Below are 22,671 nucleotides of genomic sequence, written 5' to 3'. Positions count from 1 at the left end.
GACCGACAGTGGCCCCCTCCGCGGCCGCTGCGCCCTGCCTGCCGGCCGCCCTCCCCCGCCGGAGCACGCCGCATGAAGACCCGCCGCATCTACGCCTCGCCCAACCTCGCCGCCGCGCAGGCCGCGCTGGCTGCCGCCCGCGATACCGGCATCGAGCGCGACGCGCTGTCGCTGATCGCCCGCTCCGACATCGAGATGGACGCGGTGCCCGACGACCTGCGCGAGGCGCATACCGACATGGTGCCCGCCGCGCTGCGCGGTGCCGCCGGCGGCGGCGCGGTCGGCCTGGTCGCCGGGCTGATCGCGGTGGCGGTGCCGCCACTGGGCATCACCCTCGCCGGCGCCGGCCTGATGGCGGCGGTCGGCGCGCTGGTGGGCTCCTGGTCCTCGGCGCTGGTCGGCGCCACCGTGCCCGACCCGGTACGGCGCCAGTTCGAGGAAGCGATCGAGGCGGGCCAGATCCTGCTGGTGGTCGACGCCGACGAGGAGGCCCTGGCGCGGGCCGAGCAGGCGGTGATCCGCGCCGGCGCGCGCCCGCTGCCGTACGAGGCCGCGACGGCCGTCAGCTGAGACCGCGATGAGCCACGCCGCACCCGCACAGCGCGCGGCGAACGGGCGCGAGGCGTCGTGCGGCGTGTGGAATCCGGCGGCGAAGTGCCGCGTGTGTGGCAGATGCCGAAGATCGCGTGGATAACTTCACGCTCACGCCGCCGGCTACAGCCATTAACTGTCCGGTCCCTATGGTGGGAAGCCCGACCCAAGCACAGGAGACCGCAGGCATGAGTTCGCACCCCGGCTACCAGGTCCCCGGCCGCGCGCCGGTCGATGCCTTCCCTGATTCCGGCTACTGGAACCAGCAGTTCCGCAGCGAGCCCTACTTCCTGGAAGGCGACAGCTACGACGATTACGAACCGGCCTACCGCCTGGGTTACCAGGCGCGGCACCAGCACCCCAGCCGCGACTTCGACAGCCTCGACGAACAGCTGCAGCGCGACTGGGCGGCCAGCAAGGGCCTGTCGCGACTGGACTGGCAGCGCGCGCGCCAGGCCGCACTGCGTGCCTGGGAACGCGGCGAGCCGCGCGGGATGTAGGCCGCCGCCCCGCAACCCGGGCGCCCGCCCTTACACAGGCGACCGCTGCACAGGTGCGTCGCAGGAACCTGGCGGGCACTCTGTCTGTGTAGGAGCCCATCCTCATGGGCGACGCGACCACCTTTGCCCGTGCTATTGCTGGTGGTTCGTGTTCACGTCGCCGGCCAACGACCGTCGGGTCGCCCATAAGGATGGGCTCCTACAAATGAACATGGGACCAAAGCCCACGCGCGGGCGACGTGGCACATACCTGGCGACGTCGCGCTCAGCGCGCCGCCAGCAGCTCGAACCGCGCCGGCTCGCCGGCCACGGACGATGGGGCGATCCAGACGTCAAACGCGCCCGGCTCGGCGGCGTAGCGGCCATCGGCCCCGGTGAAGGCCAGCTGCGCACGCGACAGCGTGAACACGACCTCGCGCGATTCGCCCGGCTGCAGCCTCAGCTTGCGGAAGCCCTTCAACTCGCGGACCGGGCGCACGCGGCTGCCGACCCGGTCGTGCACGTACAGCTGCACGACCTCTTCCGCCGCGCGCGCGCCGGTGTTGGCGACGGTCGCGCGCACCTGCAGGCTGCCGTCCCATTCCAGCGCCGGCGCATCGACCCGGGTGGCGCCGTACTCGATCCGGCCGTAACCGAGGCCGTGGCCGAACGGATACAAGGCGCTGTTGGGGTACTCGCGCCAGCGCGCCTTGAACTCGGACATCTCCGGCGTTTCCGGGCGGCCGGTGCGCGGATGGTTGTAGAAGAACGGCTGCTGCCCGGAATCGTGCGGGAAACTCACCGGCAGCCGCCCCGACGGGCTGTAGTCGCCGAACACCACGTCGGCCACCGCGTGCCCGGTCTGGCTGCCCAGGAACCAGGTCACCACGATCGCCTGCGCATCACGCACCGCGCCCTCCAGCGCCAGCGCGCGGCCGTTGCGCAGCAGCACCACCACCGGCGTGCCGGTCGCGGCGACCGCCTCGGCCAGCGCCTGCTGCGCCGCCGGCAGCACGATCCGGGTGCGCGATTGCGCCTCGCCGCTGTAACGCTGCGGCTCGCCCACCGCCAGCAGCACGACGTCGGCGCCGCGCGCGGCGGCCACCGCCGCCTCGATGCCGCCGTCCATCGGCGCTTCCAGGGCGCACCCATCGACCACGTCCAGCGCCGCGCCTTCCGGCAGCGCGGCGCGCAGGCCGGCTTCCAGGGTCACGTAGCGCGACTTGTCGCCGAACAGGGTCCAGCAGCCCTCGATGTTGTCCACGTCGCGCGCGAACGGGCCGATGAGCGCGATCCGCGCCTGCCGCGACAGCGGCAGCACGTCGCCTTCGTTCTTCAGCAGCACGATCGAGCGCCGCGCCGCGTCGCGCGCCAGCGCCTCGTGCGCGGCCCGCTGCGAGGTGTCCGCCTCGCGCGCCGGGTCCAGCGAGCGGTACGGATCGTCGAGCAGGCCGATGGCCGACTTCACCGACAGCACGCGCCGCACCGCCTCGTCGAGCAGCGCCACCGGCACCTCGCCCGACTCCACCAGCCCGGGCAGGTGGTCGGCGTAGAACCCGCTCTGCATGCTCATGTCCATGCCGGCCAGGAACGCGCGGCGGGTGGCGTCGCGCGCATCCTCCGCGTAGCCGTGCGCGACCAGCTCCATGTCGGCGGTGTAATCGGACACCACCAGGCCGGGGAACTGCCAGGCATCGCGCAGCACGCCGGTGAGCATGGCGTGGTTGGCGCTGGCCGGCACGCCGTTGATGTCGTTGAAGGCGGTCATCACCGTCAGCGCGCCGGCGTCGAAGGCCGCCTTGAACGGCGGCAGGTGCACGTCGTGCAGGGTGCCTTCGGCGATCTCGACGTAGTTGTAGTCCATGCCGCCGGCGACGGCGCCGTAGGCGACGAAATGCTTGGGCGTGGCCAGCAGCGAATCGGCCGCGCGCAGGTCCTCGCCCTGGAAGCCGCGCACGCGCGCGGCGGCGAAGGCGCAGCCGAGGAAGGTGTCCTCGCCCGCGCCCTCCGCGCCCCGGCCCCAGCGCTGGTCGCGGGCGATATCCACCGCCGGCGCGTAGGTCCAGTGCAGGCCGGCGGCGGTGGCCTCGACCGCGGTGGCGCGCGCGGTGCGTTCGGCCAGCTGCGGCTCGAAGCTGGCCGCCTCGCCCAGCGGGATCGGGAACACGGTGCGCATGCCATGGATCACGTCGGCGGCCAGCAGCACCGGGATGCCCAGCCGGCTCTCCTCCACCGCCACCCGCTGGATCTCGCGGCCCTGGTCGGCGCCGACGCCGTTAAACAGGCAGCCGACCTTGCCGGCGCGCACCTGCTCCAGCACCTGGGCGGCATTGCTGACGTTCACTTCCGGGTTCACGTCCGGCGCGAACGGGCGGACCATGTCGGCGAACACCCCGAGCTGCCCGACCTTCTCCTCGACGGTCATGCGCGCGAGCAGGGACTCGATTCTCGCGTCGGTGGCGGGGTGGGCGATCGGCATCGTGCGTCGGCGGCTGGGCGGCGGAGGGCCGATTCTAACGGAGCCCCGGCCCGCCACCAGTCGTCGGGGCCCTCTTCACGCATGTAATGGAATGTAACGCCGGTGTCCGCCGCACAAGAAAGCGGCGCGGAGCCGCGAGGCCCCGCGCCGCCGTGGCGCACCGTCGTCACCCCGGTGCGCCAGCTAAACGACCGATCCGGATCAGCCGCCGGACGGCATCACCTTCAGCTTGGACGTGTCGACCTTGGTCACGCCCTGGATGCCGGCGGCGACCTTCTTGGCCTGGTCGGCCTGGGCCTGGGTGCTGGCGGTGCCGGTCAGGTAAACCACGCCGTTGACGGTATCGACGTCGATCTTGGTGCCGGCCACGACGGTGTCGGCCAGCAGGCTGGACTTGACCTTGGTGGTGATCCAGGTGTCGTCGACCGGCTGGGCAGAAGCGGCTTCGGCGGCGGGCTTCTTCGCCGGCTTGTCGTCGTTGGCCATGGCTGCGCCGGAGAACAGTACGGCGGTCAGGGCGGCGGCGAGGATCGTGGTGCTCTTGCGCATGGGTCCCTCCTGTTACGGCACTGTGCCGTGTGGTGTGCGGCGAGTGTCGGCGGCAAGACGTGCAGCGACGGTGAATCCAGGCGTGAAGGTTGTGCAGCGTTCAGTGCGATGAGCGCACTTGCACGGGTTCGTCGATGGCGCGTGTAATGCGCCTTCCCCGCCATGCCACGCAGGTGCATCGATGGCCCGCGAACTGAACGTCGCCCTGGTCGGCTTCGGCCTGGCCGGCAGCGTCTTCCACGCCCCGCTGGTGGCATGCACGCCCGGCCTGCGCCTGCACACGGTGGTATCGCGCGATCCGGCCAAGGTCCGCGCCGCGCATCCGCGCGCCAGCGTGGTCGGCGATCCGGCGACTGCATTCGCCGATCCGGACATCGACCTCGTCGTCGTGGCCACGCCGAACGACACCCACGCGCCGCTGGCGCTGGCCGCGCTGGCGGCCGGCAAGCACGTGGTGGTGGACAAGCCGTTCGCCCTCGACGCGGCCCAGGCGCACGCCGTGATCGACGCGGCCACGGCAGCCCGCCGCGTGCTCAGCGTGTTCCACAACCGACGCTGGGATGCCGACTTCCTCGCGCTGCGCGCCCTGCTCGATGGCGGCGCGCTGGGTGAAGTCGCCGAACTGCACTCGCACTTCGACCGGTTCCGTCCGCAGGTGCCCGATCGCTGGCGTGACCGCGCCGGCGCCGGCAGCGGGCTGTGGTACGACCTGGGCCCGCACCTGGTCGACCAGGCCGTGCAGCTGTTCGGCGCGCCGCTCGCGGTGCACGCCGACCTGGCGCAGCAGCGCGACGGCGCCCAGGCCACCGACTACTTCCACGTGCAGCTGCGCTACCGGCGCCTGCGCGTGGTGCTGCACGCCGGCGCCCTGGTGCCAGCCGCCGCGCTGCCCGCTTACGGACTGCGCTTCGCGGTCCACGGCACCGGCGGCAGCTGGATCAAGCACGGGCTCGACCCGCAGGAGGACGCGCTGCGCGCGGGCATGTTGCCCGGCGGCGACGGCTGGGGCCACGATCCGTGCCCCGGCACGTGGCTGCGTGCCGGCGACGATGGCGTGCAGCAGGCGCCGTCGCCCGCGCCCGCCGGCGACTACCCCGCGTACTACACGCGCCTGCGCGACGCGATCCTCGAGGGCACCGCGCCCCCGGTGACCGGGGAAGAAGCCCTCACCGTGATGCGGGTGATCGAAGCCGGCCTGCGCAGCGACGCCGGGCGTCGCGAAGTGCCCTTCCCCGCCGATCGATTTTTGTAGGAGCCCATCTTCATGGGCGACCCGACGCCCCCAACTGTCGCTGTCGGCCGATAGGTGGCGTGTCGCCCATGAAGATGGGCTCCTACAAGGAGTACGTCGGGTCGCCCATGAGGATGGGCTCCTACAAGGAGTACGTCGGGTCGCCCATGAAGATGGGCTCCTACAGAGACGGAGCCGACGGCGCCGCAGCGCTCAGCCGCGCTTCACCCCATGCCCGCCGAAGCGGTCGCGCAGCGCGGCCAGCATCTTGTCGGCGAAGGAATCCTTGTCGCGCGAGCGCAACCGCTCCATCAGCGACAGGGTGATCACCGGCGCGGACACCTCCAGTTCGATCGCCTCGGCCACCGTCCAGCGGCCTTCGCCCGAGTCGGCCACGTAGGGCGCGATGCCCTCCAGCGCCGGGTTGTCGTTCAGCGCATCGGCCGCCAGGTCCAGCAGCCACGAGCGCACCACGCTGCCGTGGCGCCAGATCTCCGCCACCTGCGGCAGGTCAAGCGCCAGCGATTCCTTGCGCTGCATGATCGCGAAGCCCTCGGCATAGGCCTGCATCATTCCGTACTCGATGCCGTTGTGGACCATCTTGGCGAAATGGCCGGCGCCACTGGGACCCACGCGGCCCCAGCCGCGGTCGGGCGCCGGCGCCAGCGTCTGCAGCAGCGGGCGCAACCGCTCGCACGCCGATTCCTCGCCGCCGACCATCAGGCTGTAGCCCTCGGCCAGCCCCCACACGCCGCCGCTGGTACCGCAATCGAGGAAGTGAATCCCACTCCCGCGGCACTGTGCCGCCCGACGCTGGCTGTCCTTGTAGTTCGAGTTGCCGCCATCGACCACGATGTCGCCCGGCTGCAGCAGCGGGCCCAGCGCGTCCAGCGTGGCATCCACGGCCGCGCCGGCAGGCACCATCAGCCACAGCGCGCGCGGCGCCGGCAGCGCGGCCACCAGGGCGGCGAGCGAGTCGAACGTCTCCAGCCCGTGCGCCTGCTGCGCCGCCTCGCGCGCGGCCGCACCCGGATCGAAACCGGCTACGCGATGGCCGCCGCGTTTCAGCCGCGCGGCCATGTTCGCGCCCATCCGTCCCAGCCCGACCATGCCGATATCCATGCGACCTCCTCGCGTGCGAAAGGCCAAGCCTCGCACAGGGCGAAGGATCCGCACCACCCTCGGCGCTCGAACGCAGCACCGCCGTCGACGGTGAGGCAGCGAGACTCTCGGCGCCGGGCCAGCACGCCAGGCCTCCCGGAACGCACCAGGCCTCCCTGCGTAGCCGCCGGCGCGCACCGCGTCCTTCAGCCGAGCAGGTCCACACCCTTGTGGTCGTCCGCAACGCCCTGGACCAGCAACAGGTCGCCCTCGGTATGCCCGGCGCGCAAGGGCCGGATCGCCTGGTAGGCGTCGGACTCGTACCAGCCCCGCGCCTGCTCCATGCTGGGGAACTCGATGACCACCAGGTCGCCCGACCACGCACCTTCCACCGGCTCGTACGGGCCGCCATGGATACGGAACCTGCCGGAGAACGGCGCCAGCGTGCCATCGATCCTCTGCAGGTACTCCATGATCTCCGGACCGAACCGCGTCTCCCGTATCACGGCCACAGCGTAAGCGCGCATCGAGTTCTCCTGGCAGTCTTCGAATACCGGGCACTCTAACGCCTTCGCGATCGGGGGCATTCCTGTGCGGGCAGCGCCGCCGACGGTCCAGGTCGCGAAACCGCTCGAGCGGCACGCACCTGCGCGGATGAGACACCCCCATGGCTGGGCCAGGGTATCCACCGAACCGGAACGCTGCGTCGGCTTGGCCTGACCGTCAGGCCGCGGGCCCATGCCACGCGACCCGTTGCACCCTACAACCCGAGCGAAGTGTGTTGTGTATCTCCGCAAGCCGATCGGTCTCGGACAGCAGGAACTCGATTTCTTCCTCCGAAGCGGAAGAGTCCACCCTCGCCGAGTATGTGACCGACTCCGCAGGCAGGCCTACAGCTTCGAACCGCGCCGAGGCAATTACTTCACACCCGGTTATGGCGATGCCGAGGCGCTGTGCCTCGCGATACAGGTCATTGCAGTAGCAAGTGGCGAGGGCGAGCATCAGGAGCTCGCCGCCATTCACGGAACTACCGGGGCCCGATTCTTTCGAGGGAACGTCCAGCGACTTGGCAGAGCCGGCAGTGGAGACACTTACGGCGTTCTGACCCGGCTCGTTCCGGACCTGCGCGGAGATCTCCACGTGCAACCCTCCGTTCCGGCGGCCTAATGACCGAGATGAGCCGAATGGCGAAGCCAGTTCGGCTGGTTGAGTTGCGAGGCACGCCAAGCGCACCTCACTCCTGGCGAAGACTGCCATTGCAGGCAATCCTCGCACCGCAACTCCGACAAGACCGCCCGGCATCATGCAGGCCCATGCCTGCCCCCGGCGGGCGGCCGTCAGCTGCGGCCCAGGTAATCCAGCTTGCCCAGCGGCACCCCGTTGTGGCGCAGGATCGCGTAGGCGGTGGTGACGTGGAAATACAGGTTGGGCAGGGCGAAGCCGGTGAGGTAGCCCAGGCCTTCGAAGGCGTATTCGCCGCCGGGGGTCCGCAGCACCACCGGGCGGGTCTCGGCGCCGTCGATCTGCGCGGGCTCGAACGTGCCCAGGTAGGCGATGGCGCGGTCCAGCCGCGCATGGAGGCCGGCGAAATCGCTCTCGTCGTCGGCGAACACCGGTGCTTCGACCCCGGCCAGGCGCGCGGCGCCGTTCTTGGCGGTGTCGCTGGCCATCTGCACCTGGCCCAGCAGCGGGCGCATGTCCGGGGCCAGACGCGACTGCAGCAGCACGGCCGGGTCGAAGCCGCGTTCGATCGCGTGCGCCTCGCCCAGTTCGAGCACCCGGCGCAGGTTGCGCAGGGCGCGCACGAAGGCGGGGATGGAGGCGCCGTACATCGAGATCGTCGTGGTCATGCAGGAGTCCGCAAACCGGAAAGGGAAGGTGCGCCGGCCGGGCAGGCCGGCGCACCGGGTGGATCACCGCATCCAGGCATCAGCGCAACCAGCCACCCGCGCGGCAGCGCCCGGCATATACCCACAATCCCGCCGCGATGACCAGCACCAGCACCGGCATCGCCAGCCCCGCCGGACCGTAGGCCTGCCAGGCCGGGGTCAGCGCATAGGCACCGGCCATCTGCAACACCACCGCCAGCAGCGAGACCGCGAACAGCGGCACCGCCCAGCGCCGGCGCAGCAGCAGGCCCAGCGCACCGAGCACCCCGCCGATGACCCCGATCCCGAACATCGCGTTCAACCAGGCCGGCGTGGCCAGGAAGATCTGCCGGTCGACCTCCGGCAGCGTCGCCAGCCGCGCTTCGTCCATGGTCACCTGCATGACGAACATCGCCAGGCCGAGCAGGTTCCACACCAGCGCCAGTATCGCCACCCACCAGTAAGCCTTGGGCCGCACGGGCCCGGACTGCGTCTGCATGAGCTCCTCCCCTCGCGGCGCCTGTGCCGCGCCGCAGAGCGTACGCCTCCCTCCCCCGGCCGGGCAGTGCCGGGGGGGCGTCCGGGCCCACGGGCACCGATGGATCGCCGGCCGCCGCGGCCGCACCGCTAAACCCCGGCCGGCGACGGCCGCTAACCCGACGACCCCCCGTGATCCCGCCCGGCCGCCCGCATGCGAGCCGATCCACCCGGAGCCCCTGATGTCCATCGATCGCCGCTTCACCGCCTCCCTGCGTGATCCGGGGCCGGCCCTGGCCGACACCGGGCCGCTCGCGGTGCTGCCCGCCTTCGCCGACGGCATGGCCGCCCTGCCCGGGGAACTGGGCGGGCTCGGCAAGCGCCTGCAGTCGGCCGCGCGCGGCGAGGACTGGCGCAGCTACCAGCGCCTGCTGCAGCAGTTCCTGGACAAATACCTGCAGGATTTCGCCCGCAGCCTGGACAGCGGCGCGATGGCCGAGTCCGACCAGCTGCGCGAGCTGCTGCGACAGGCCGTGGGCGTAGCCCTGGCCTCGCTGCTGCAGCCGCTGCCGGCGCTGGCCGACGAATCCACCGCGCTGGGCAGCGAGCTGAAGCAGTGGCGGCCCGGCAGCGACCTGGCGCCGCTGGCGCTGCGCGTGCGCGAGCTGTGCCACCAGGTCGGCGTGCACGCCGGCGAGACCGCCGAACAGCAGGCGCTGCTGCTGGGCCTGTTCGACCTGCTGCTGGAGAACCTGTTCGAGCTGCTTGACGACGGCAGCTGGCTGCGCGGCCAGGTCGCGGTGGTGCGCGAGCTGCTGGCCGGCAATCCCGACCGCCAGACCCTGGAGGCCACCCGCCAGGGGTTGCGCGAGCTGGCCTACCAGCAGGGCCTGCTGAAGCAGGGCATCGACCAGTCCAAGGATGCGATGCGGGTGATGATGGTGTCCTTCGTCGAGCGCCTGGACGGCATGGCCGCCAGCACCGGCGAGTTCCAGTCGCGGCTGGAAGTGCACATGCAGGCGATCCGGCAGGCGCGCACCATCGCCGACCTCGGCCACGGCCTGGAGGACGTGCTTGACGACACCGCGCGTCTGCAGGCGCAGGCGTTGCAGTCGCGCGAGCAGCTACTGGCCGCGCGCGCCGAAGTCGACGCGGCCGAAAGCCGGATCCGCGAACTGGAGGCGCGCCTGCGCGACGTCGGCGACCTGCTGCGCAGCGATCCGCTCACCGGCGCGCTCAACCGGCGCGGGTTCGAGGAGGAATACGCGCGCGAGTCGGTGCGCGCCGAGCGCGAGGCGCACCCGCTGTCGCTGGCGGTGATCGACCTGGACGAGTTCAGCCGGCTCAACGCGCGCCACGGCCATGCCGGCGGCGACGTGGCGCTGCGCCACCTGGTCAGCCTGGCCCAGGCCACGCTGCGCGCTGGCGATGCGATCTGCCGCCACGGCGGCGAGGAGTTCGTACTGCTGCTGCCGGGCACGCCGCTGGCCGAGGCGCAGGCGGTGGTCCAGCGCCTGCAGAAGCGCCTGGCGGCCGAACCGGCGGTGCACGAGGGCCAGCGCATCGCGTTCGCGTTCAGCGCCGGCGTCGCCGTGCGCCAGCTCGGCGAAGACCGCGACCACCTGCTGCGACGCGCCGACCGCGCGATGTACCAGGCCAAGCGCGACGGCCGCAACCGGGTCAGCGTCGCCCACTGAGCCGGGTGGGCAGGCCGGTCAGCGACGCCGCGGCGGCCGCCCGGCCGGGCGTTCGTCGCCGTCCTGTGTGTACGCGGGCGGCGAGTAGAAGTTGACCGTCTTCAACGGCGTGCGGCCGGTGTTGCGGATCTCGTGCGCCTCGCCGCGCTCGATCAGCAGCAGGCTGCCGGCGCCCAGCGCGCGGCGCGTGCCCTCGATGATCGCCATGCCCGTTCCGGACACCACGTAGAGCCACTGCTCGGCGCCGCGATGGCGGTTGTCCGGCCCGCCTTCGCTGCCGCCCGGCGCGATCGCCATCTGCGCGGCCTGCACGCCGCGCCGGTCGAACAGCACGCGGAAGCCGCGGCCGAATCGCAAGCGTCGATGCTGCATGTTCCTGCTCCTCCGCGTGCCGGCCGTGGTCTCGACGATCGCCAGCACCGCGTGAACCGCGCGTATCCATGCAGCTGAACGCGACAGTTTCATGGCGCCGGCTTCACGGCGCCTTGCACGCGCGCGCGCCACTGTGCGCATCCCTCCCGTCACCGCAGGACACGTCCGATGCTGATCCGGCTCGGCTTCGAGATCGCCTACCGCTTCGTGCAGCCGACGCCGATGGTGGTGATGCTCGACATCCATGGCTCGCGCGCCGGCGACGTGGTCGCCTCGGTGCCGCTGCACACCGACCCGGCGGTGCCGCTGCGCCGCTACCGCGACGAGTTCGGCAACACCTGCGTGCGCCTGCACGCCCCGGCGGGGCTGCTGGTCCTGGCCACCGATGCGGTGGTGCGCGATTCCGGCCTGCCGGACCGGCAGCAGCCCGATGCGATGCAGGTTCCGGTCGAGGCGTTGCCGGAGGACACGCTGGTGTTCCTGCGCGGCAGCCGCTACTGCGAGACCGACGCGCTGATGCAGTACGCGTGGGACCACTTCGGCCATGTCCCCGCCGGCTGGGCGCGGGTGCAGTCGATCTGCGACCACGTCCACGCCGCGATCGAGTTCGGCTACCCGCATGCCGACGCCACCCGCGGCGCCGCGCGCGCGCTGGAGGAAGGCCGCGGCGTGTGCCGGGATTTCGCCCATGCCGCCATCGCCCTGTGCCGCTGCATGAACATCCCGGCGCGCTACTGCACCGGCTACCTCGGCGACATCGGCGTGCCGCCGGTGGACGCGCCGATGGACTTCTCGGCCTGGTTCGAGGTCTGGCTCGACGGCGACTGGTACACCTTCGACGCGCGTCACAACGTGCCGCGGATCGGCCGCGTGCTGGTCGCGCGCGGGCGCGACGCGGCCGACGTGGCGATCAGCAGCACGTTCGGTCCCAACACCCTGGAGCGCTTCGAGATCCACACCTGGGAAGCCGGCCCGGAGTCGCTCGACCTGGGCAACGGCCCGCTGCGCTGCGTGGCCTGAACGAACGGCCAGCGATACGCGCGCCTTCACGCCGCGCAGCCACTGCCTTCGCACTGCTGCCACGGCCTCGACTGGAAGATCGATCCACGTACGGATGGCCTGTCGCCGTCCTTCCAAGGAGACCGACGATGAAGAAGCTTCCCCTGGTCCTCGCATCCGCCGCGATCGCCTTCGCCGGCGCCGCGTTCGCCGGCGACGGCAACATGTCCAGCACCGACAAGGTCAAGAAGATGGACATGGACGGCGACGGCCGCCTGTCGCTGAGCGAGTTCACCGCCGGCGGCTACAAAACCGCCGACGACTTCGCCAAGTACGACGTCAACGGCGACGGCTACGTCACCGACGAGGAAATCGACGTCGGCAAGGAGCGTGGCATGACCCCGGGCGAGAAGAAGGACGTCCGCGCCAAGGGCCGCCCGGTGCCGACCACCAATCCGAAGTCGCCCGAGCCGGCGACCACGACCGAGCCGTAAGCCGGCTCACTGCAGGTCATCTGCATGGTCCGCCTGCTTCACGCAGGCGGACTTTTTTATGCGCCGGAAAGCTGTCTTCGCAAAGCGGCGGAGGGTGGTCGGCTTCGATGGGGGCGACCGTGTCAGATTGCGCTGGCTCCGGAAGGGGCCACCGTTCTGCCGCCATGGGGGTCGTCGCTCGCGCCGGCGTCCCTGCCTCAGCTCGCGACCGCGGCACATCCCTGTGCCGCTCGACCCCCATGGCGACAGAACGGCGTCCTCCAGCACGTTACGGTCGTGGCTTCGGTCGGCTCGTTCCACTCAGCCGCTCTTTGCTGATCGTTCAAGCGGCCTCGCCCGCGGGCGAGCCGCTCTGGGACGCGGGGGACTTGCAAGGAATCACCGCATTTCGTGGAGAAGCGACGACGCTAGCGATTTGGATTCGCGAACGACCCGTCCGCCGACATGGCAGCCCATGGTCCGTTGTCGCCTTGGAGTGCAAAGCTCGCCGCACCCGCCGCGCCCTGGTTTCCGAACGAAGCCGCGACCTCCAAGCCCACGAAGGACGCCGCACCCTGGCGGTATGGCCCAAGTGGCACATGGATGTGCCACGGCCCTTCGTAAAGACAGGATGTCGTCCCGAAGGGTGGGCCATACCGCCAGGGTGCGGCGGCCCCTTCCGGAGCCCACGCTTTCCCATCGGCTCAAAAGCCCCGTCTGAAGCTCACGCTGCCCAAGCTGCGTCGGGGGCCCGGGGAACCTCCGCTCCAGCAGATCGGCCCGGCGAACGCCTCGGCAGAAGCAGAAGAAAAACAGAACGCCGGAGGCGTGAACCTCCGGCGTTCTGCTTTTTCTCCAGAAGGGGCTGCGGCCAGCAAGTAACCGTCCGGCCGACGCCCGCAAACCTGCCTGTCAGCGACCGTACGCCGGCAGCCCCGACAGCGTCTGCGTCGCCACCGCATCGAGCCGCTCCGGCGTCCACTCGCCCGGCCGCACCGTGCCCGTGTTGAGCGCCCGCCACACCACCCGGACGCTGCGCGGCTCGATCACCTCGACCAGCAGCCCGCCCTCGGTGCGCTGGCTGCTGCGCGTGCGCTGCGCCGGCGTGCCCTCGCCGGTGACCATCAACTGCGAACAGCTGCCGCCGGAGCACTTCACGCCCGCCATCGGCGTGACCGCGCCGGCCTCGCCCGGCACCGCCAGCACCTCGTTGACGTCGCGCACCCCGACCCGGTGGGCGACCACGAACGCCGCGTCCGCGCGATCGACCAGCCGATAGCCCTTGGCCTGCAGCGCCCGGTCGAGCGAGGCCTGCAGCGCCTCGCGGAACTGCGCGTCCTGGACCCGCGCATCGCGCTCGGGCGCGGTGGGCGCGGGCATCGGCACCCAGGCATAGCCCTGCCCCGGCAGCACCGAGGCCTGCGTGGTCACCGTGACATGGCCGGCCGGCGCGGGCGCGCGCGCCGCACTGGGCGAGAAGGAACAGGCCGCGGTGGCGGCGAGCATGCAGGAAAGCAGCAGCGACGAAGCAGCGCGGACGGACACGGGACGTGGTCTCACGGAACGACTCCTTGGACTTCGCGAAGGATGCGTCCCAAGCATAGCCAATAGCCGGCCGGGCAACGCTGCCGGCGCGGGCGCCGCGCCCGGCCGCTCACGCCCGCTTACCGTGCATGCGGCAAGGTAAGCTCCCGCACCCGACACGGAATCCCCGAGCATGGAAACCCAGGAACTGCACCGCGGCCGCCTGATCGACCACCTGCAACTGGTGGTGCGCGACCTGCCCGCCAGCCAGGCCTTCTACCAGGCGGTGCTGGACGCGCTGGGCGTACCGATGGGCGGCAGCGGCGACGGCTATTTCTGGGCCGACGAGCTGTTCGTATCGACCGCCGACAGCGAGGCGGCGCTGGGCCAGCTCACCGGCCGCCACCACCTCGCCTTCCAGGCCCGCGACCGCGCCGCGGTCGACGCGTTCCACGCCGCCGCGCTCGCCCACGGCGGCCGCGACAACGGCGCGCCCGGTGAACGGCCCTACCATCCGGGCTACTACGCGGCCTTCGTGCTGGACCCGGACGGCAACAACATCGAAGCGGTGTACCACGGCCCGGCCGAGCGCAGCGCCGCATCGGTCAAGGTGACCTTCGACGGGTGAGCCATGCGTCCGGATGGACGGTCGTTGCCCGCCGTCCACCCAGCCGCTAGCGTTGCTTCCGTGGCGCGCGCCAGCGACCACCCATGCCTTCCTCCCCCCGCCCGAGGACACCCGCATGAACGACCCCACCGATCTTCCGCTCGCCCTGTACCAGGCCAATTTCGACCTGCAGGTGCGCATCGGCGAACTGCTGCAGGACAGCGGCCGGCACTGGCTCGAGTTCGGCCAGCGCCTGGTCAACGATGGCCTGGTCGAGAACGGCGCCGAGCTGCAGCAGCTGATGGCCGCCGGCGACTGGCATAAGCTGGCCTCGCTGCCGGCCGACGCGTTCTGGCGGCAGTTGCAGCAGCGCTTCGGCGACCAGCAGGCGGCGGCGCAGATCGCGGTGGCCGCCCAGTCCAGCTTCGCCCGCGACCTGCAGGAGGCGCTGGCCCGCTGGCAGCACGAAACCATCGCGGCGATGGACGAGGCCGGCTTCGGCCTGGCCGTGCCGGCGGTGGACACGCAGTGGACGGCGATCTTCGGGAAGGCCGCTGCGCCGCGCGCGCCGGTGGCGAAGAAGGCCCCGACCGCCGCGCCGGCCGCGGACAAGACTTCCCCCAGGCCGGCGGCGAGGAAGGCGACCGCGAAGAAGACCACGGCCAAGAAGGCCGCTGCGGTGAAGCCGGCGGCGAACAAGACGCGCACATCGACCGCCACGAACGCGCGGAAGGCGCCCGCGAAAGCGGCGAAGAAGGCACGCGGCGGCACCCGCCGCTGATCGCGTGCCGGTGCCGCGCCGGCGGCACCGGCGCCGGCTGCCGTGCTCAGGGCGAGGCGGCGGCCGCGGCGGTGTCGGGTACTTCCTGCCAACTGCTGTCCGGATCGAACACCGCCATGGCGGTCGCCTGCCTGGCGCTGTCCGGACCGAGGTCCTTCTCGAACACCTCGCCGTCGTGGCTGACCATGAAGGTCATCACCCCGCTGTCGCCGTAGCGCGCCGGCCAGGCGACCAGGGCGAAGCCGCGGCTCATGTTCTCGCCGAGCAGGTAGGAGTAGGCGCCGCCCGGTGCCGACGGTCCCTGGGCTTCCAGGATCCGGTAGTGGTAGCCGTGCCAGACCCCGTCGGGCGTGTCGTCGCCGAACAGCGGCCCGAGCGGGCTCTCGCCGGTGCCGTCGTCGTCCCAGAACAGGCCGTCGCGGCTGCCATCGCTGCTCACGAACCTGCGCGCGTACTCCAGCGCGCCATCGCCGTCGCGGTCCTCGCGGGCGTAATCCTCCTGCGCGTCGACGTAGGCCAGCGCGGCCTGCATCGCATCGAGTTCGTTGCGGCCGATCCGGCGCGCGCGCAGTTCCGGTTCGCCGGCCGCCAGGTCGAAGGCCCAGCCGTCGGCGCCCTTCACCAGCGGTATCGGCAGCGTCCAGCCTTCCTTGCCGACGGCGAGGACGGCCCGGCCGGGATCGGATTGCTGGATGAGGTGCTTTTCGCGATAGCGGGCGATGAACGCGTCCGTGTCGTCGCGGTCGACGTTGTCGAGCGGGATGTAGCGGCCCCAGTCGGGGCCGAGCACCGTGGCCAGCTGCGCCGGGTCGGCGCGCTCGCTGCCCAGCGCGCCGACCAGCGCCTCGGCGGCGGCCTCGGGCGTGGGATAGGCCTGCTGTGCGGACGCCGGGCAGGCCAGCAGCGACAGGCCCAGGACCGGGAGCAGAAGAAGGGAGCGGGTCATGGCAGGTCTCCTGGTCAACGGCGGCGGCCACCACCACCGCCACGCGGCGGCGACGGACGGCTCATGGGCGCTCCGCCGCTGCGGGCGCCGGCGGGCCGCTGCGACGCCGAGTAGCTGCTGTGCCCGCGGCTGGAGGCGGCGCGCGACTGGGCCGGGTTGCCGGCGCCGGAGAAGCTGTTGTTCTGCCGGCTGGCGGTGCCGGTGTTCGCGCGTTGCCGGGCATCCTGCTGCGCCCGCGTGTTGGACGCACCACCCTGGCTGCGGGCGTTGGCGGTACTCCCCTGGGTGCGGGCGCGCTGCTCCGGCCCCATGTCGCGCGAGGCCTGGCCGGCGCGCTGGCGCGCCTCCGCATTGCTGGCCGCCGGCGCCTGCAGGCCGCTGCGCTCCATCGACTGGCGGGCGCGGTCGCGGTCGGCGTCGCGCGCCTGCGTGCCGTCGCGGCCGCGATAGGCGTCGCGGTTGGCGGCGCCGCTGTTCTGCCGCGCGTATTTCTCGCGGCTGGCGTTGTCGCGGTAGGGGACGCCGTCGCGATTGGCGGCGTTGTGGTTCCACTTGTCGCTGCTGCGGTCGATCTGGCGGTTGGTGTTGATCTCGTTGTAGCGGTCGATGTCGATGTCGATGTCGCCGTGGCCCCAGTCCAGGTCGCCCCACAGCGCGCCGCCCACCGCCACGCCGATGCCGAAGCTCAGCAGCGCCCCGCCCGGGTAGTAGTACGCCGGCGGCGGGTAGTAGTACGGGGGATAGCCGGGATAGGCCCAGCTGCCGTACACCACGCTGGGGTTGTAGCTGGGCACGTAGACCACTTCCGGGTCGGCCGATTCGATGACGATGGTCTGGGTGGCCGGCTGGGTGGCGGTGGCCGCCGCCGGCTGGCTGCTGACCTTCTGCTGCTCGTTCGACTTGAGGTTGCCGGCCGCTTCGGCCTGCTTGCGCAGGCGCTGCACCGAGGCCATCACCGCATCGGGCTGGGCGAGGAAGGCATCGCCCATCTTCTGCACCCACGCCGGGTCCTGGCCGAGCACGGCCAGCAGCTGCGGGAAGGCGACCAGCGACTGCACGCTCGGGTCCCAGGGCTGGTCAGCGACCTGCTTGACCGCGTCCTCGCCCTTGGCGTCCTTGTGCGCGGCGGACCACTGCACCGCGTCGGCGACGTCGCCCGGATAGGTCGAGGCCATCAGCACCTGGGCCAGCAGCGAATCCGGATACAGCGCCACCGGCGCCATCATCTGGTCCAGCTGCTCGACGCTGAAGGTGGTCGACGACGACGCCGGTGTGGTGGCGGCGGCCGCCTGCGGAGCGGCCCAGGCCGGGGCCGTGCCTGGACCAGGGACCATCGCCAGCAGTATCGCGGCGGCGAGCATCGGGGGCGCTGGGTTGCGCATGGGATCCTCCAGTGACGCGGGGCGGATCCATGCGGATCCGCCGGTATGGCGCGGCCGACGCGAGGCACTACCTTGCCGGGAGGCGCGCCGACCGGGCAGACGCTACTCGCGCGGTCCGAAACCGCTCAATTGGCCTTTGGCCCCACGGTGGTGCAGCGGCCCACGCGCACGCCGCCGGCGCCGCCCATGCGCTGCGGTGCACAAGACGCGCGCGCCAGGCGTGGTCCAATGGCGGTCCCGCCCCCGGAGACACCGCCATGCACTGCATCGGACTGTTCGCCGTATCGCCGGTCCAGGACCTGGCCGCCGCGCTGGACTGGTACGCGCGCCTGTTCGGGCGCGCGGCCGACGACCGCCCGATTCCCGACCTGGCGCAGTGGTACCTGGATGGATTCGGCTTCCAGGTGATGCGCGTGGCCGACCGCGCCGGCGGCGGCATGGCCACGCTGGTGGTGGCCGACATCGAAGCCGAGCGCGAGCGCCTGGCCGCGGCCGGGATAACCTTCGAGCCGACCGTGCGCGGCCCGTTCGGCGCGATCGCCCGGCTCGAGGACCCGGAAGGCAACCGCATCACCCTGGCCGAGCCGCCGCGCGGCTGAATCCCGCCGCCGGGTCAGGGCGAGCGCCGCGCCTGTTGCTGCTGCGCGCGCACCCAGCGCATCTGCTCGAGGAAGGTCGCGGTCCAGTACGTGTCGCGGTTCCGGTCGAGGAAGGCGAGCAGTTCCTCGTGCGCCTCGGTCGACACGCTCAGGTGGTCGCCGCCGATGCCATGGAAGGTGAAGTTGACCATCGTGCCCTGGCGGCCGGCTTCCTCGACCAGCGCGATCAGCTCCGCGCCACTGGCGTCGACCGGCACGTGCACCGGCACGGCCTGGGTATCGAGCGCCAGCATGTCCGGCACCACCGTGCCGCCGACCAGCTTGATGCCGAGGAACTGGTCGCTGACCGCGGCGATGTAGTTGCCATCCTTCGCCTGCTGGTCGCCGCACGGGGCGGTGAAGGTGCGGCCATCGCTGCGGCCATCGATGGCCTGCAGGAAGGTGTTGGCCAGCAGCACCTGCTCGCGCACCTGGGCCACGCTCAGCGCATCCAGGTCGCGCTCCGGCTGGACCCACTCGCGGCCCGGGCCGCGCGCCGAACAGGGATGGAACAGCGAATGGTTGCCGAGCTCGTGGCCGTTGCGCGCCGCGGCGCGCCCGTCATCCAAGCGCAGCTGCACCCGCGGGTTCGCCGGTACCAGGTAGAAGCTGCCCTTGAGGCCATGGCGGTCCAGCGCGGGGATCGCGTTGTCGAGCTGCGAGTCGAGCGCATCGTCGTAGGACAGGCTGACCGCGGCCTTCCTTCCCTCGGGCCAGGAGAACTCCTGCGCCCGCACCTCAACCGCCAGGCAGCCGCCCGCCGCCAACGCCAGCAGCGCCGCGCACCGGCCACGCCATCGCCATGCATTCCCCATCGCCCACCCTCCTCCGGTCAGGCCCACAGGGTACCGCCTCCGGCGTGGCGCGACCGCGACCATCCACGTCCCGCGCCGCCCTTGCCGGGCCAATGACTTGTCATGGCCCCGGTGCTACGGTGGGCGGCGGCACACACCGTCCGGGAACAGGCGGTCGCGACCGGACACCCGTCACCTGCTGTCCACGCAAAAGGAGTGCAAGCGATGAGCAATTTCTGGGATACCGTCTGGCTGATCCTGATGACCTTCGTCCTGGTCGCCTACCTGCTCGTGCTGTTCCAGATCATCGTGGACCTGTTCCGCGACAAGAACCTGGGCGGGTTCTCCAAGGCGATCTGGTTCATCGGCCTGGTCTTCCTGCCGTTCCTGACCGCGCTGGTGTACATCATCTTCCGCGGCCGCGGCATGTCCGAGCGGCAGGTGGCGGCGGTGCGCGATGCACGCGCCGAAACCGACGCGTACATCCGCAGCGTCGCCGGCAAGTCGGCGGCCGAGCAGATCGCCGACGCGAAGGCGCTGCTGGACGCCGGCACGATCAACGCCGACGAGTTCGCACGGCTGAAGGCCAAGGCACTGGGCTGACCTCGCCCGGCGCACCGCGACGGCCCGGCGTCGCCACCACGGCGCCGGGCCGTCGCGTTTCCGGGGCAGGCCGTGCCGCCGCACGCGCACACCCGGCCCTCGTTGAATCTTCCATCCCCCCGCACGGTCCAGACACGTTGGCAGCTTCCAGCCCCTCGCCTTCGCCCCCGCCCGTCCGCGCCGGCGAGGTGTTCCGCGCCTTCCTCGCCCTCGGTTCGACCGCCTTCGGCGGGCCGATCGCGCACATCGGTTACCTGCGCCAAGCCTTCGTCCTGCGCCGGCGCTGGCTGGACGAACCGCGCTTCGCCCAGCTGCTGGCGGTGTGCCAGTTCCTGCCGGGACCGGCGAGCAGCCAGCTGGCGTTGGCGATCGGCCTGCAGCGCGATGGCGGGCGCGGCGCGCTGCAGGCGTTCGCCGGCTTCACCCTGCCCTCGGCGCTGCTGATGGGACTGCTGGCCGCGCTGTCGCCGCGGCTGGACACGCCGGCCAGCATGGCGGCCCTGCACGGCCTGGCCCTGGTGGCCGTGGCGGTGGTCGCGCATGGCGTGGTCGGCATGGCGCGCCAGCTGGCCAGCGACGTGCCCCGGGCCGCGATCGCGGTGGTCGCGGCCGCGCTGGTCCTGGCGGGCGGCACGGCCTGGATGCAGCTGGTGGCGATCGGGTTCGGCGCGCTGGCCGGCCACTGGGCCTGCCGCACCCCGCAGGCGCCGCCGGCGGCGGCCTTCGTACTGCCCTACGGCATGCGTACCGCGGCCATGTGCCTGGCGCTGTTCCTCGCGGGCCTGGTCGCCTCGTTGCTGGTGCGATCGGACGCGACACCGACGCTGGCCGGCCTGGCCGCGGCGTTCTACCGCGCCGGCGCGCTGGTCTTCGGCGGTGGCCACGTGGTGCTGCCGCTGTTGCAGCAGAGCGTGGTCGAGCCGGGCTGGATCACGCAGGACGCCTTCCTGGCCGGATACGGCGCCGCGCAGGCGATGCCCGGGCCAATGTTCAGCCTGTCCGCCTATCTGGGCGCGCTGGTGGAGCTGGACACCCCCGCCTGGATCGGCGCGACGGTCGCACTGCTCGCGGTATTCCTGCCCGGTTTCCTGCTGCTGCTGGCGGTGCTGCCGGCCTGGTCGGGGATCGCGGCCCATCCCGGCGCGCGGCGAGCGGTCGCCGGGGTCAATGCGGCAGTCGTGGGGCTGCTGGCCGCGGCGCTGTACGACCCGGTGTGGAAGCATGCGATCGACGGCCCGCTCGACATCGCCATCGCCGCGGCCACGTTCGCGCTGCTGGCGAGCGGGCGGCTGCCGGTGCTCGCGGTGGTCGCCAGCTGCGTCGGCATGGCGATGCTGGCCGGCCTCCGCTGACGCATCGCCACGCGGTCAGCCGGCGTACTGCAGCGTCGCCCAGGCCAGCACGAGGTAGCGGGCCGCCTTGGCCACCGCCACCAGCGGCAGGAACACGCGCAACGGCTCGCGCATGATCCCGGCGGCCAGGGTCAGCGGATCGCCGATGACCGGCATCCAGCTCAGCAGCAGCGACCAGCGGCCCCAGCGCCGGTAGCTGCGCTGCGCGCGCGCCAGCGCCGCGGCCGACACCGGGAACCAGCGCCGGTCCTGGAAGCGCAGCAGTCCCCGCCCCAGCCACCAGTTCACGGTCGAACCGAGGACGTTGCCGAGGCTCGCGACCAGCACCAGCAGCCACGGCGGGTAGCCGGCCAGCAGCAGCGCCACCAGCGCCGCCTCGGACTGCAGCGGCAGCAGCGTGGCGGCGAGGAAGGCGGCGAGGAACAGCCCGCCATGGATCATCGGATCGAACGACATGCGCGCTCAATCGGCCGCCGCGGCGCAGGCGGCCGGCGGCGATGATGGCGTCAGCGCGTCGACGAACGCCGCCTCGAGCGCCAGGGTCCCGAACACGCCGCGACGGGTGCCGGTGAGCACGCGCAGCATCTGGCCGCGGCCACCGGGCATCCTGCCCAGCGGCAGGAAGGCCACGTCGCGCAAACGGGCCGCGGTGTCGCGCTCGGACTGGAACAGCGGCGTCAGCCAGCGGCTCCACAACTGGTAGATCCAGACGTGCGAACGGCGCGAGCGCTGGTAGGCGTCGAGCGCGTTGGCCAGCGACGGCGCCTCGCGGAGCGATCGCGCCAGTGCGGCGGCATCCATCAGCGCCATGTTCACGCCCTGCCCGAGCTGCGGACTCATCGCATGCGCCGCATCCCCGGCCAGCACGACCCGCCCCCGGTACCAGTGGCGCGCGATGGTGTCGCGATAGCGCGCCCGTGCCAGCTGCGCGGCGTCGGTGATGCCGGCGAACACGGCCGACGCTTCCGGCCACAGTTGCCGCAGCTCCCCGTGCCAGGCATCCAGTCCCCGCCTTTCCCAGGCTTCGAAGTCGTCGGCGCGCAGGCTCCAGAAGAAGCTCAGGCGACGGGTCGGGTCGCCCGGGCAGCCGCCTACCGGCAGCAGCCCGACCATGCGCCGCGCGGCGACGTAGCGCTGGCGCAGTTCGGCCACCGCCGGCCACTCGCCGACCGGGAGCAGGCACCACAGCGCGCCCCACGGATAGGGCCGGTCAATGCGCGGGGCCGCCACCTCCTGGCGCAGGCGCGAGGCCGCACCGTCGGCGACCACGACCAGGTCGTACGGCCCGTGCACCTCGCCCTGCGCATCGCGCAGCAGGCCGCGCTCGTGGTCCACGGCCACGATCTCGCGGCCGGCATGCAGCGCCCGCGAGCGGCCGGGCCAGGCCGAATCGAGGATCGAGAACAGGGCACCGCGCTGCAGGCCGACGCCATGCAGGCGCCGGTCCAGCCCGGCGTAGCGCATGTCCATCACCGCGCGGCCGCAGGGCGTGTCGCCGAACAGCCGGTCCACGCGTGCGCCGTGGCGCAACACCGGCTCCAGCAAGCCCATCTGCCACAGCACCTGCAGGCCGCTTGGCTGCAGCAGGAAACCCGCGCCCACCGGGCCCGGCTTCGTGACGCGCTCGAACACGGTGACCTCGTGCCCATCGCGTTCCAGCAGCACGGCACTGGCCTGGCCGGCACTGCCGTAGCCGACGATGGCGATGCGCTGCGATTCCATGGCTGT

Annotated in this window: 25 protein-coding genes; 11 read left to right on the top strand and 14 right to left on the bottom strand. The window is 71.9% G+C overall.

Going from position 1 to position 22,671, the window contains the following annotated elements; genetic code table 11:
- Positions 1-72 precede the first annotated feature (72 nt).
- Positions 73-570, top strand: coding sequence for a hypothetical protein (locus ABKA19_RS04380; protein ID WP_353687827.1), 498 nt, complete (start codon positions 73-75; stop codon positions 568-570).
- Positions 571-779: 209 nt separating this feature from the next.
- Positions 780-1,091: a hypothetical protein gene (locus ABKA19_RS04375; protein WP_353687826.1), complete on the top strand. Its 312-nt coding sequence runs from the start codon at positions 780-782 to the stop codon at positions 1,089-1,091.
- 265 nt (positions 1,092-1,356) lie between these two features.
- Here the strand turns inward: ABKA19_RS04375 and ABKA19_RS04370 are convergent, their stop codons facing one another.
- Complete coding sequence (locus tag ABKA19_RS04370) at positions 1,357-3,549, bottom strand: glycoside hydrolase family 3 N-terminal domain-containing protein (RefSeq protein ID WP_353687825.1); 2,193 nt, start codon at positions 3,547-3,549, stop codon at positions 1,357-1,359.
- Between the two features lie 201 nt (positions 3,550-3,750).
- On the bottom strand, positions 3,751-4,098 hold the full coding sequence (locus ABKA19_RS04365; RefSeq protein WP_353687824.1) for a BON domain-containing protein: 348 nt from the start codon (positions 4,096-4,098) through the stop codon (positions 3,751-3,753).
- Positions 4,099-4,279: 181 nt separating this feature from the next.
- Between ABKA19_RS04365 and ABKA19_RS04360 the strand changes: the two genes are divergently transcribed.
- Positions 4,280-5,350, top strand: coding sequence for an oxidoreductase (locus ABKA19_RS04360; protein ID WP_353687823.1), 1,071 nt, complete (start codon positions 4,280-4,282; stop codon positions 5,348-5,350).
- Between the two features lie 192 nt (positions 5,351-5,542).
- Here the strand turns inward: ABKA19_RS04360 and gnd are convergent, their stop codons facing one another.
- The 5 genes from gnd to ABKA19_RS04335 all read right to left on the bottom strand — a co-directional run bounded on the left by gnd (position 5,543) and on the right by ABKA19_RS04335 (position 8,797).
- Complete coding sequence (gene gnd / locus ABKA19_RS04355) at positions 5,543-6,451, bottom strand: phosphogluconate dehydrogenase (NAD(+)-dependent, decarboxylating) (RefSeq protein WP_353687822.1); 909 nt, start codon at positions 6,449-6,451, stop codon at positions 5,543-5,545.
- A gap of 185 nt (positions 6,452-6,636) precedes the next feature.
- On the bottom strand, positions 6,637-6,957 hold the full coding sequence (locus ABKA19_RS04350; RefSeq protein WP_353687821.1) for a DUF1330 domain-containing protein: 321 nt from the start codon (positions 6,955-6,957) through the stop codon (positions 6,637-6,639).
- A gap of 196 nt (positions 6,958-7,153) precedes the next feature.
- The gene (locus ABKA19_RS04345) at positions 7,154-7,687 is read right to left on the bottom strand and encodes an OsmC family protein (protein WP_353687820.1); all 534 of its coding nucleotides are present in this window, start codon (positions 7,685-7,687) and stop codon (positions 7,154-7,156) included.
- Positions 7,688-7,767: 80 nt separating this feature from the next.
- Positions 7,768-8,280 carry a DUF1993 domain-containing protein gene (locus tag ABKA19_RS04340; RefSeq protein ID WP_353687819.1) on the bottom strand — a complete coding sequence of 171 codons (513 nt, stop codon included), beginning with the start codon at positions 8,278-8,280 and terminating at the stop codon, positions 7,768-7,770.
- Positions 8,281-8,359: 79 nt separating this feature from the next.
- A complete protein-coding gene (locus ABKA19_RS04335) occupies positions 8,360-8,797 on the bottom strand; it encodes a hypothetical protein (protein WP_353687818.1) in 438 nt (145 codons plus the stop codon).
- Between the two features lie 220 nt (positions 8,798-9,017).
- Between ABKA19_RS04335 and ABKA19_RS04330 the strand changes: the two genes are divergently transcribed.
- Complete coding sequence (locus tag ABKA19_RS04330) at positions 9,018-10,472, top strand: GGDEF domain-containing protein (RefSeq protein ID WP_353687817.1); 1,455 nt, start codon at positions 9,018-9,020, stop codon at positions 10,470-10,472.
- 18 nt (positions 10,473-10,490) lie between these two features.
- On the opposite strand, the gene ABKA19_RS04325 is transcribed toward ABKA19_RS04330, so the two are convergent.
- Positions 10,491-10,844: a cupin domain-containing protein gene (locus ABKA19_RS04325; protein ID WP_353687816.1), complete on the bottom strand. Its 354-nt coding sequence runs from the start codon at positions 10,842-10,844 to the stop codon at positions 10,491-10,493.
- Between the two features lie 168 nt (positions 10,845-11,012).
- Between ABKA19_RS04325 and ABKA19_RS04320 the strand changes: the two genes are divergently transcribed.
- Together ABKA19_RS04320 and ABKA19_RS04315 are read left to right on the top strand one after the other, a co-directional pair.
- Entirely contained in the window at positions 11,013-11,864 is an 852-nt protein-coding gene (locus ABKA19_RS04320; protein WP_353687815.1) for a transglutaminase-like domain-containing protein, read from the top strand.
- 128 nt (positions 11,865-11,992) lie between these two features.
- Positions 11,993-12,337, top strand: a complete 345-nt coding sequence (locus ABKA19_RS04315; RefSeq protein ID WP_353687814.1) for an EF-hand domain-containing protein — start codon at positions 11,993-11,995, stop codon at positions 12,335-12,337.
- 891 nt (positions 12,338-13,228) lie between these two features.
- Here ABKA19_RS04315 and ABKA19_RS04310 read toward each other — a convergent pair.
- Entirely contained in the window at positions 13,229-13,876 is a 648-nt protein-coding gene (locus ABKA19_RS04310; RefSeq protein ID WP_353687813.1) for a DUF4136 domain-containing protein, read from the bottom strand.
- Positions 13,877-14,033: 157 nt separating this feature from the next.
- On the opposite strand from ABKA19_RS04310, the gene ABKA19_RS04305 reads away from it, so the two are divergent.
- Together ABKA19_RS04305 and ABKA19_RS04300 are read left to right on the top strand one after the other, a co-directional pair.
- Positions 14,034-14,468 carry a VOC family protein gene (locus ABKA19_RS04305; protein WP_353687812.1) on the top strand — a complete coding sequence of 145 codons (435 nt, stop codon included), beginning with the start codon at positions 14,034-14,036 and terminating at the stop codon, positions 14,466-14,468.
- 115 nt (positions 14,469-14,583) lie between these two features.
- Positions 14,584-15,228 carry a phasin family protein gene (locus tag ABKA19_RS04300; RefSeq protein ID WP_353687811.1) on the top strand — a complete coding sequence of 215 codons (645 nt, stop codon included), beginning with the start codon at positions 14,584-14,586 and terminating at the stop codon, positions 15,226-15,228.
- A 46-nt stretch (positions 15,229-15,274) separates the two neighbouring features.
- Here the strand turns inward: ABKA19_RS04300 and ABKA19_RS04295 are convergent, their stop codons facing one another.
- Both ABKA19_RS04295 and ABKA19_RS04290 read right to left on the bottom strand, forming a co-directional pair.
- Complete coding sequence (locus ABKA19_RS04295) at positions 15,275-16,174, bottom strand: DUF2950 domain-containing protein (RefSeq protein WP_353687810.1); 900 nt, start codon at positions 16,172-16,174, stop codon at positions 15,275-15,277.
- A 14-nt stretch (positions 16,175-16,188) separates the two neighbouring features.
- Positions 16,189-17,556, bottom strand: a complete 1,368-nt coding sequence (locus ABKA19_RS04290) for a DUF3300 domain-containing protein (RefSeq protein ID WP_353687809.1) — start codon at positions 17,554-17,556, stop codon at positions 16,189-16,191.
- A gap of 257 nt (positions 17,557-17,813) precedes the next feature.
- Here ABKA19_RS04290 and ABKA19_RS04285 point away from each other — a divergent pair, with 257 nt between their 5' ends.
- Positions 17,814-18,155 carry a VOC family protein gene (locus ABKA19_RS04285; RefSeq protein WP_353687808.1) on the top strand — a complete coding sequence of 114 codons (342 nt, stop codon included), beginning with the start codon at positions 17,814-17,816 and terminating at the stop codon, positions 18,153-18,155.
- Between the two features lie 14 nt (positions 18,156-18,169).
- Here the strand turns inward: ABKA19_RS04285 and ABKA19_RS04280 are convergent, their stop codons facing one another.
- A complete protein-coding gene (locus tag ABKA19_RS04280; protein WP_353687807.1) occupies positions 18,170-19,009 on the bottom strand; it encodes a polysaccharide deacetylase family protein in 840 nt (279 codons plus the stop codon).
- Positions 19,010-19,213: 204 nt separating this feature from the next.
- On the opposite strand from ABKA19_RS04280, the gene ABKA19_RS04275 reads away from it, so the two are divergent.
- Together ABKA19_RS04275 and chrA are read left to right on the top strand one after the other, a co-directional pair.
- On the top strand, positions 19,214-19,591 hold the full coding sequence (locus ABKA19_RS04275) for an SHOCT domain-containing protein (protein ID WP_353687806.1): 378 nt from the start codon (positions 19,214-19,216) through the stop codon (positions 19,589-19,591).
- 137 nt (positions 19,592-19,728) lie between these two features.
- Positions 19,729-20,943, top strand: coding sequence for a chromate efflux transporter (chrA, locus tag ABKA19_RS04270; protein ID WP_353687805.1), 1,215 nt, complete (start codon positions 19,729-19,731; stop codon positions 20,941-20,943).
- A 15-nt stretch (positions 20,944-20,958) separates the two neighbouring features.
- On the opposite strand, the gene ABKA19_RS04265 is transcribed toward chrA, so the two are convergent.
- Together ABKA19_RS04265 and ABKA19_RS04260 are read right to left on the bottom strand one after the other, a co-directional pair.
- Complete coding sequence (locus ABKA19_RS04265; RefSeq protein WP_353688046.1) at positions 20,959-21,384, bottom strand: YqaA family protein; 426 nt, start codon at positions 21,382-21,384, stop codon at positions 20,959-20,961.
- A gap of 21 nt (positions 21,385-21,405) precedes the next feature.
- Entirely contained in the window at positions 21,406-22,665 is a 1,260-nt protein-coding gene (locus ABKA19_RS04260) for an FAD-dependent oxidoreductase (protein ID WP_353687804.1), read from the bottom strand.
- Between the last annotated feature and the right edge of the window lie 6 nt (positions 22,666-22,671).

It is taken from the genome of Pseudoxanthomonas sp. Soil82, from assembly GCF_040446535.1.
Classification (GTDB): Bacteria; Pseudomonadota; Gammaproteobacteria; order Xanthomonadales; family Xanthomonadaceae; genus Pseudoxanthomonas; species Pseudoxanthomonas kaohsiungensis.
The sequence above is the reverse complement of the archived record's forward strand: the minus strand, read 5'-3'. Positions and strand labels throughout refer to the sequence as shown.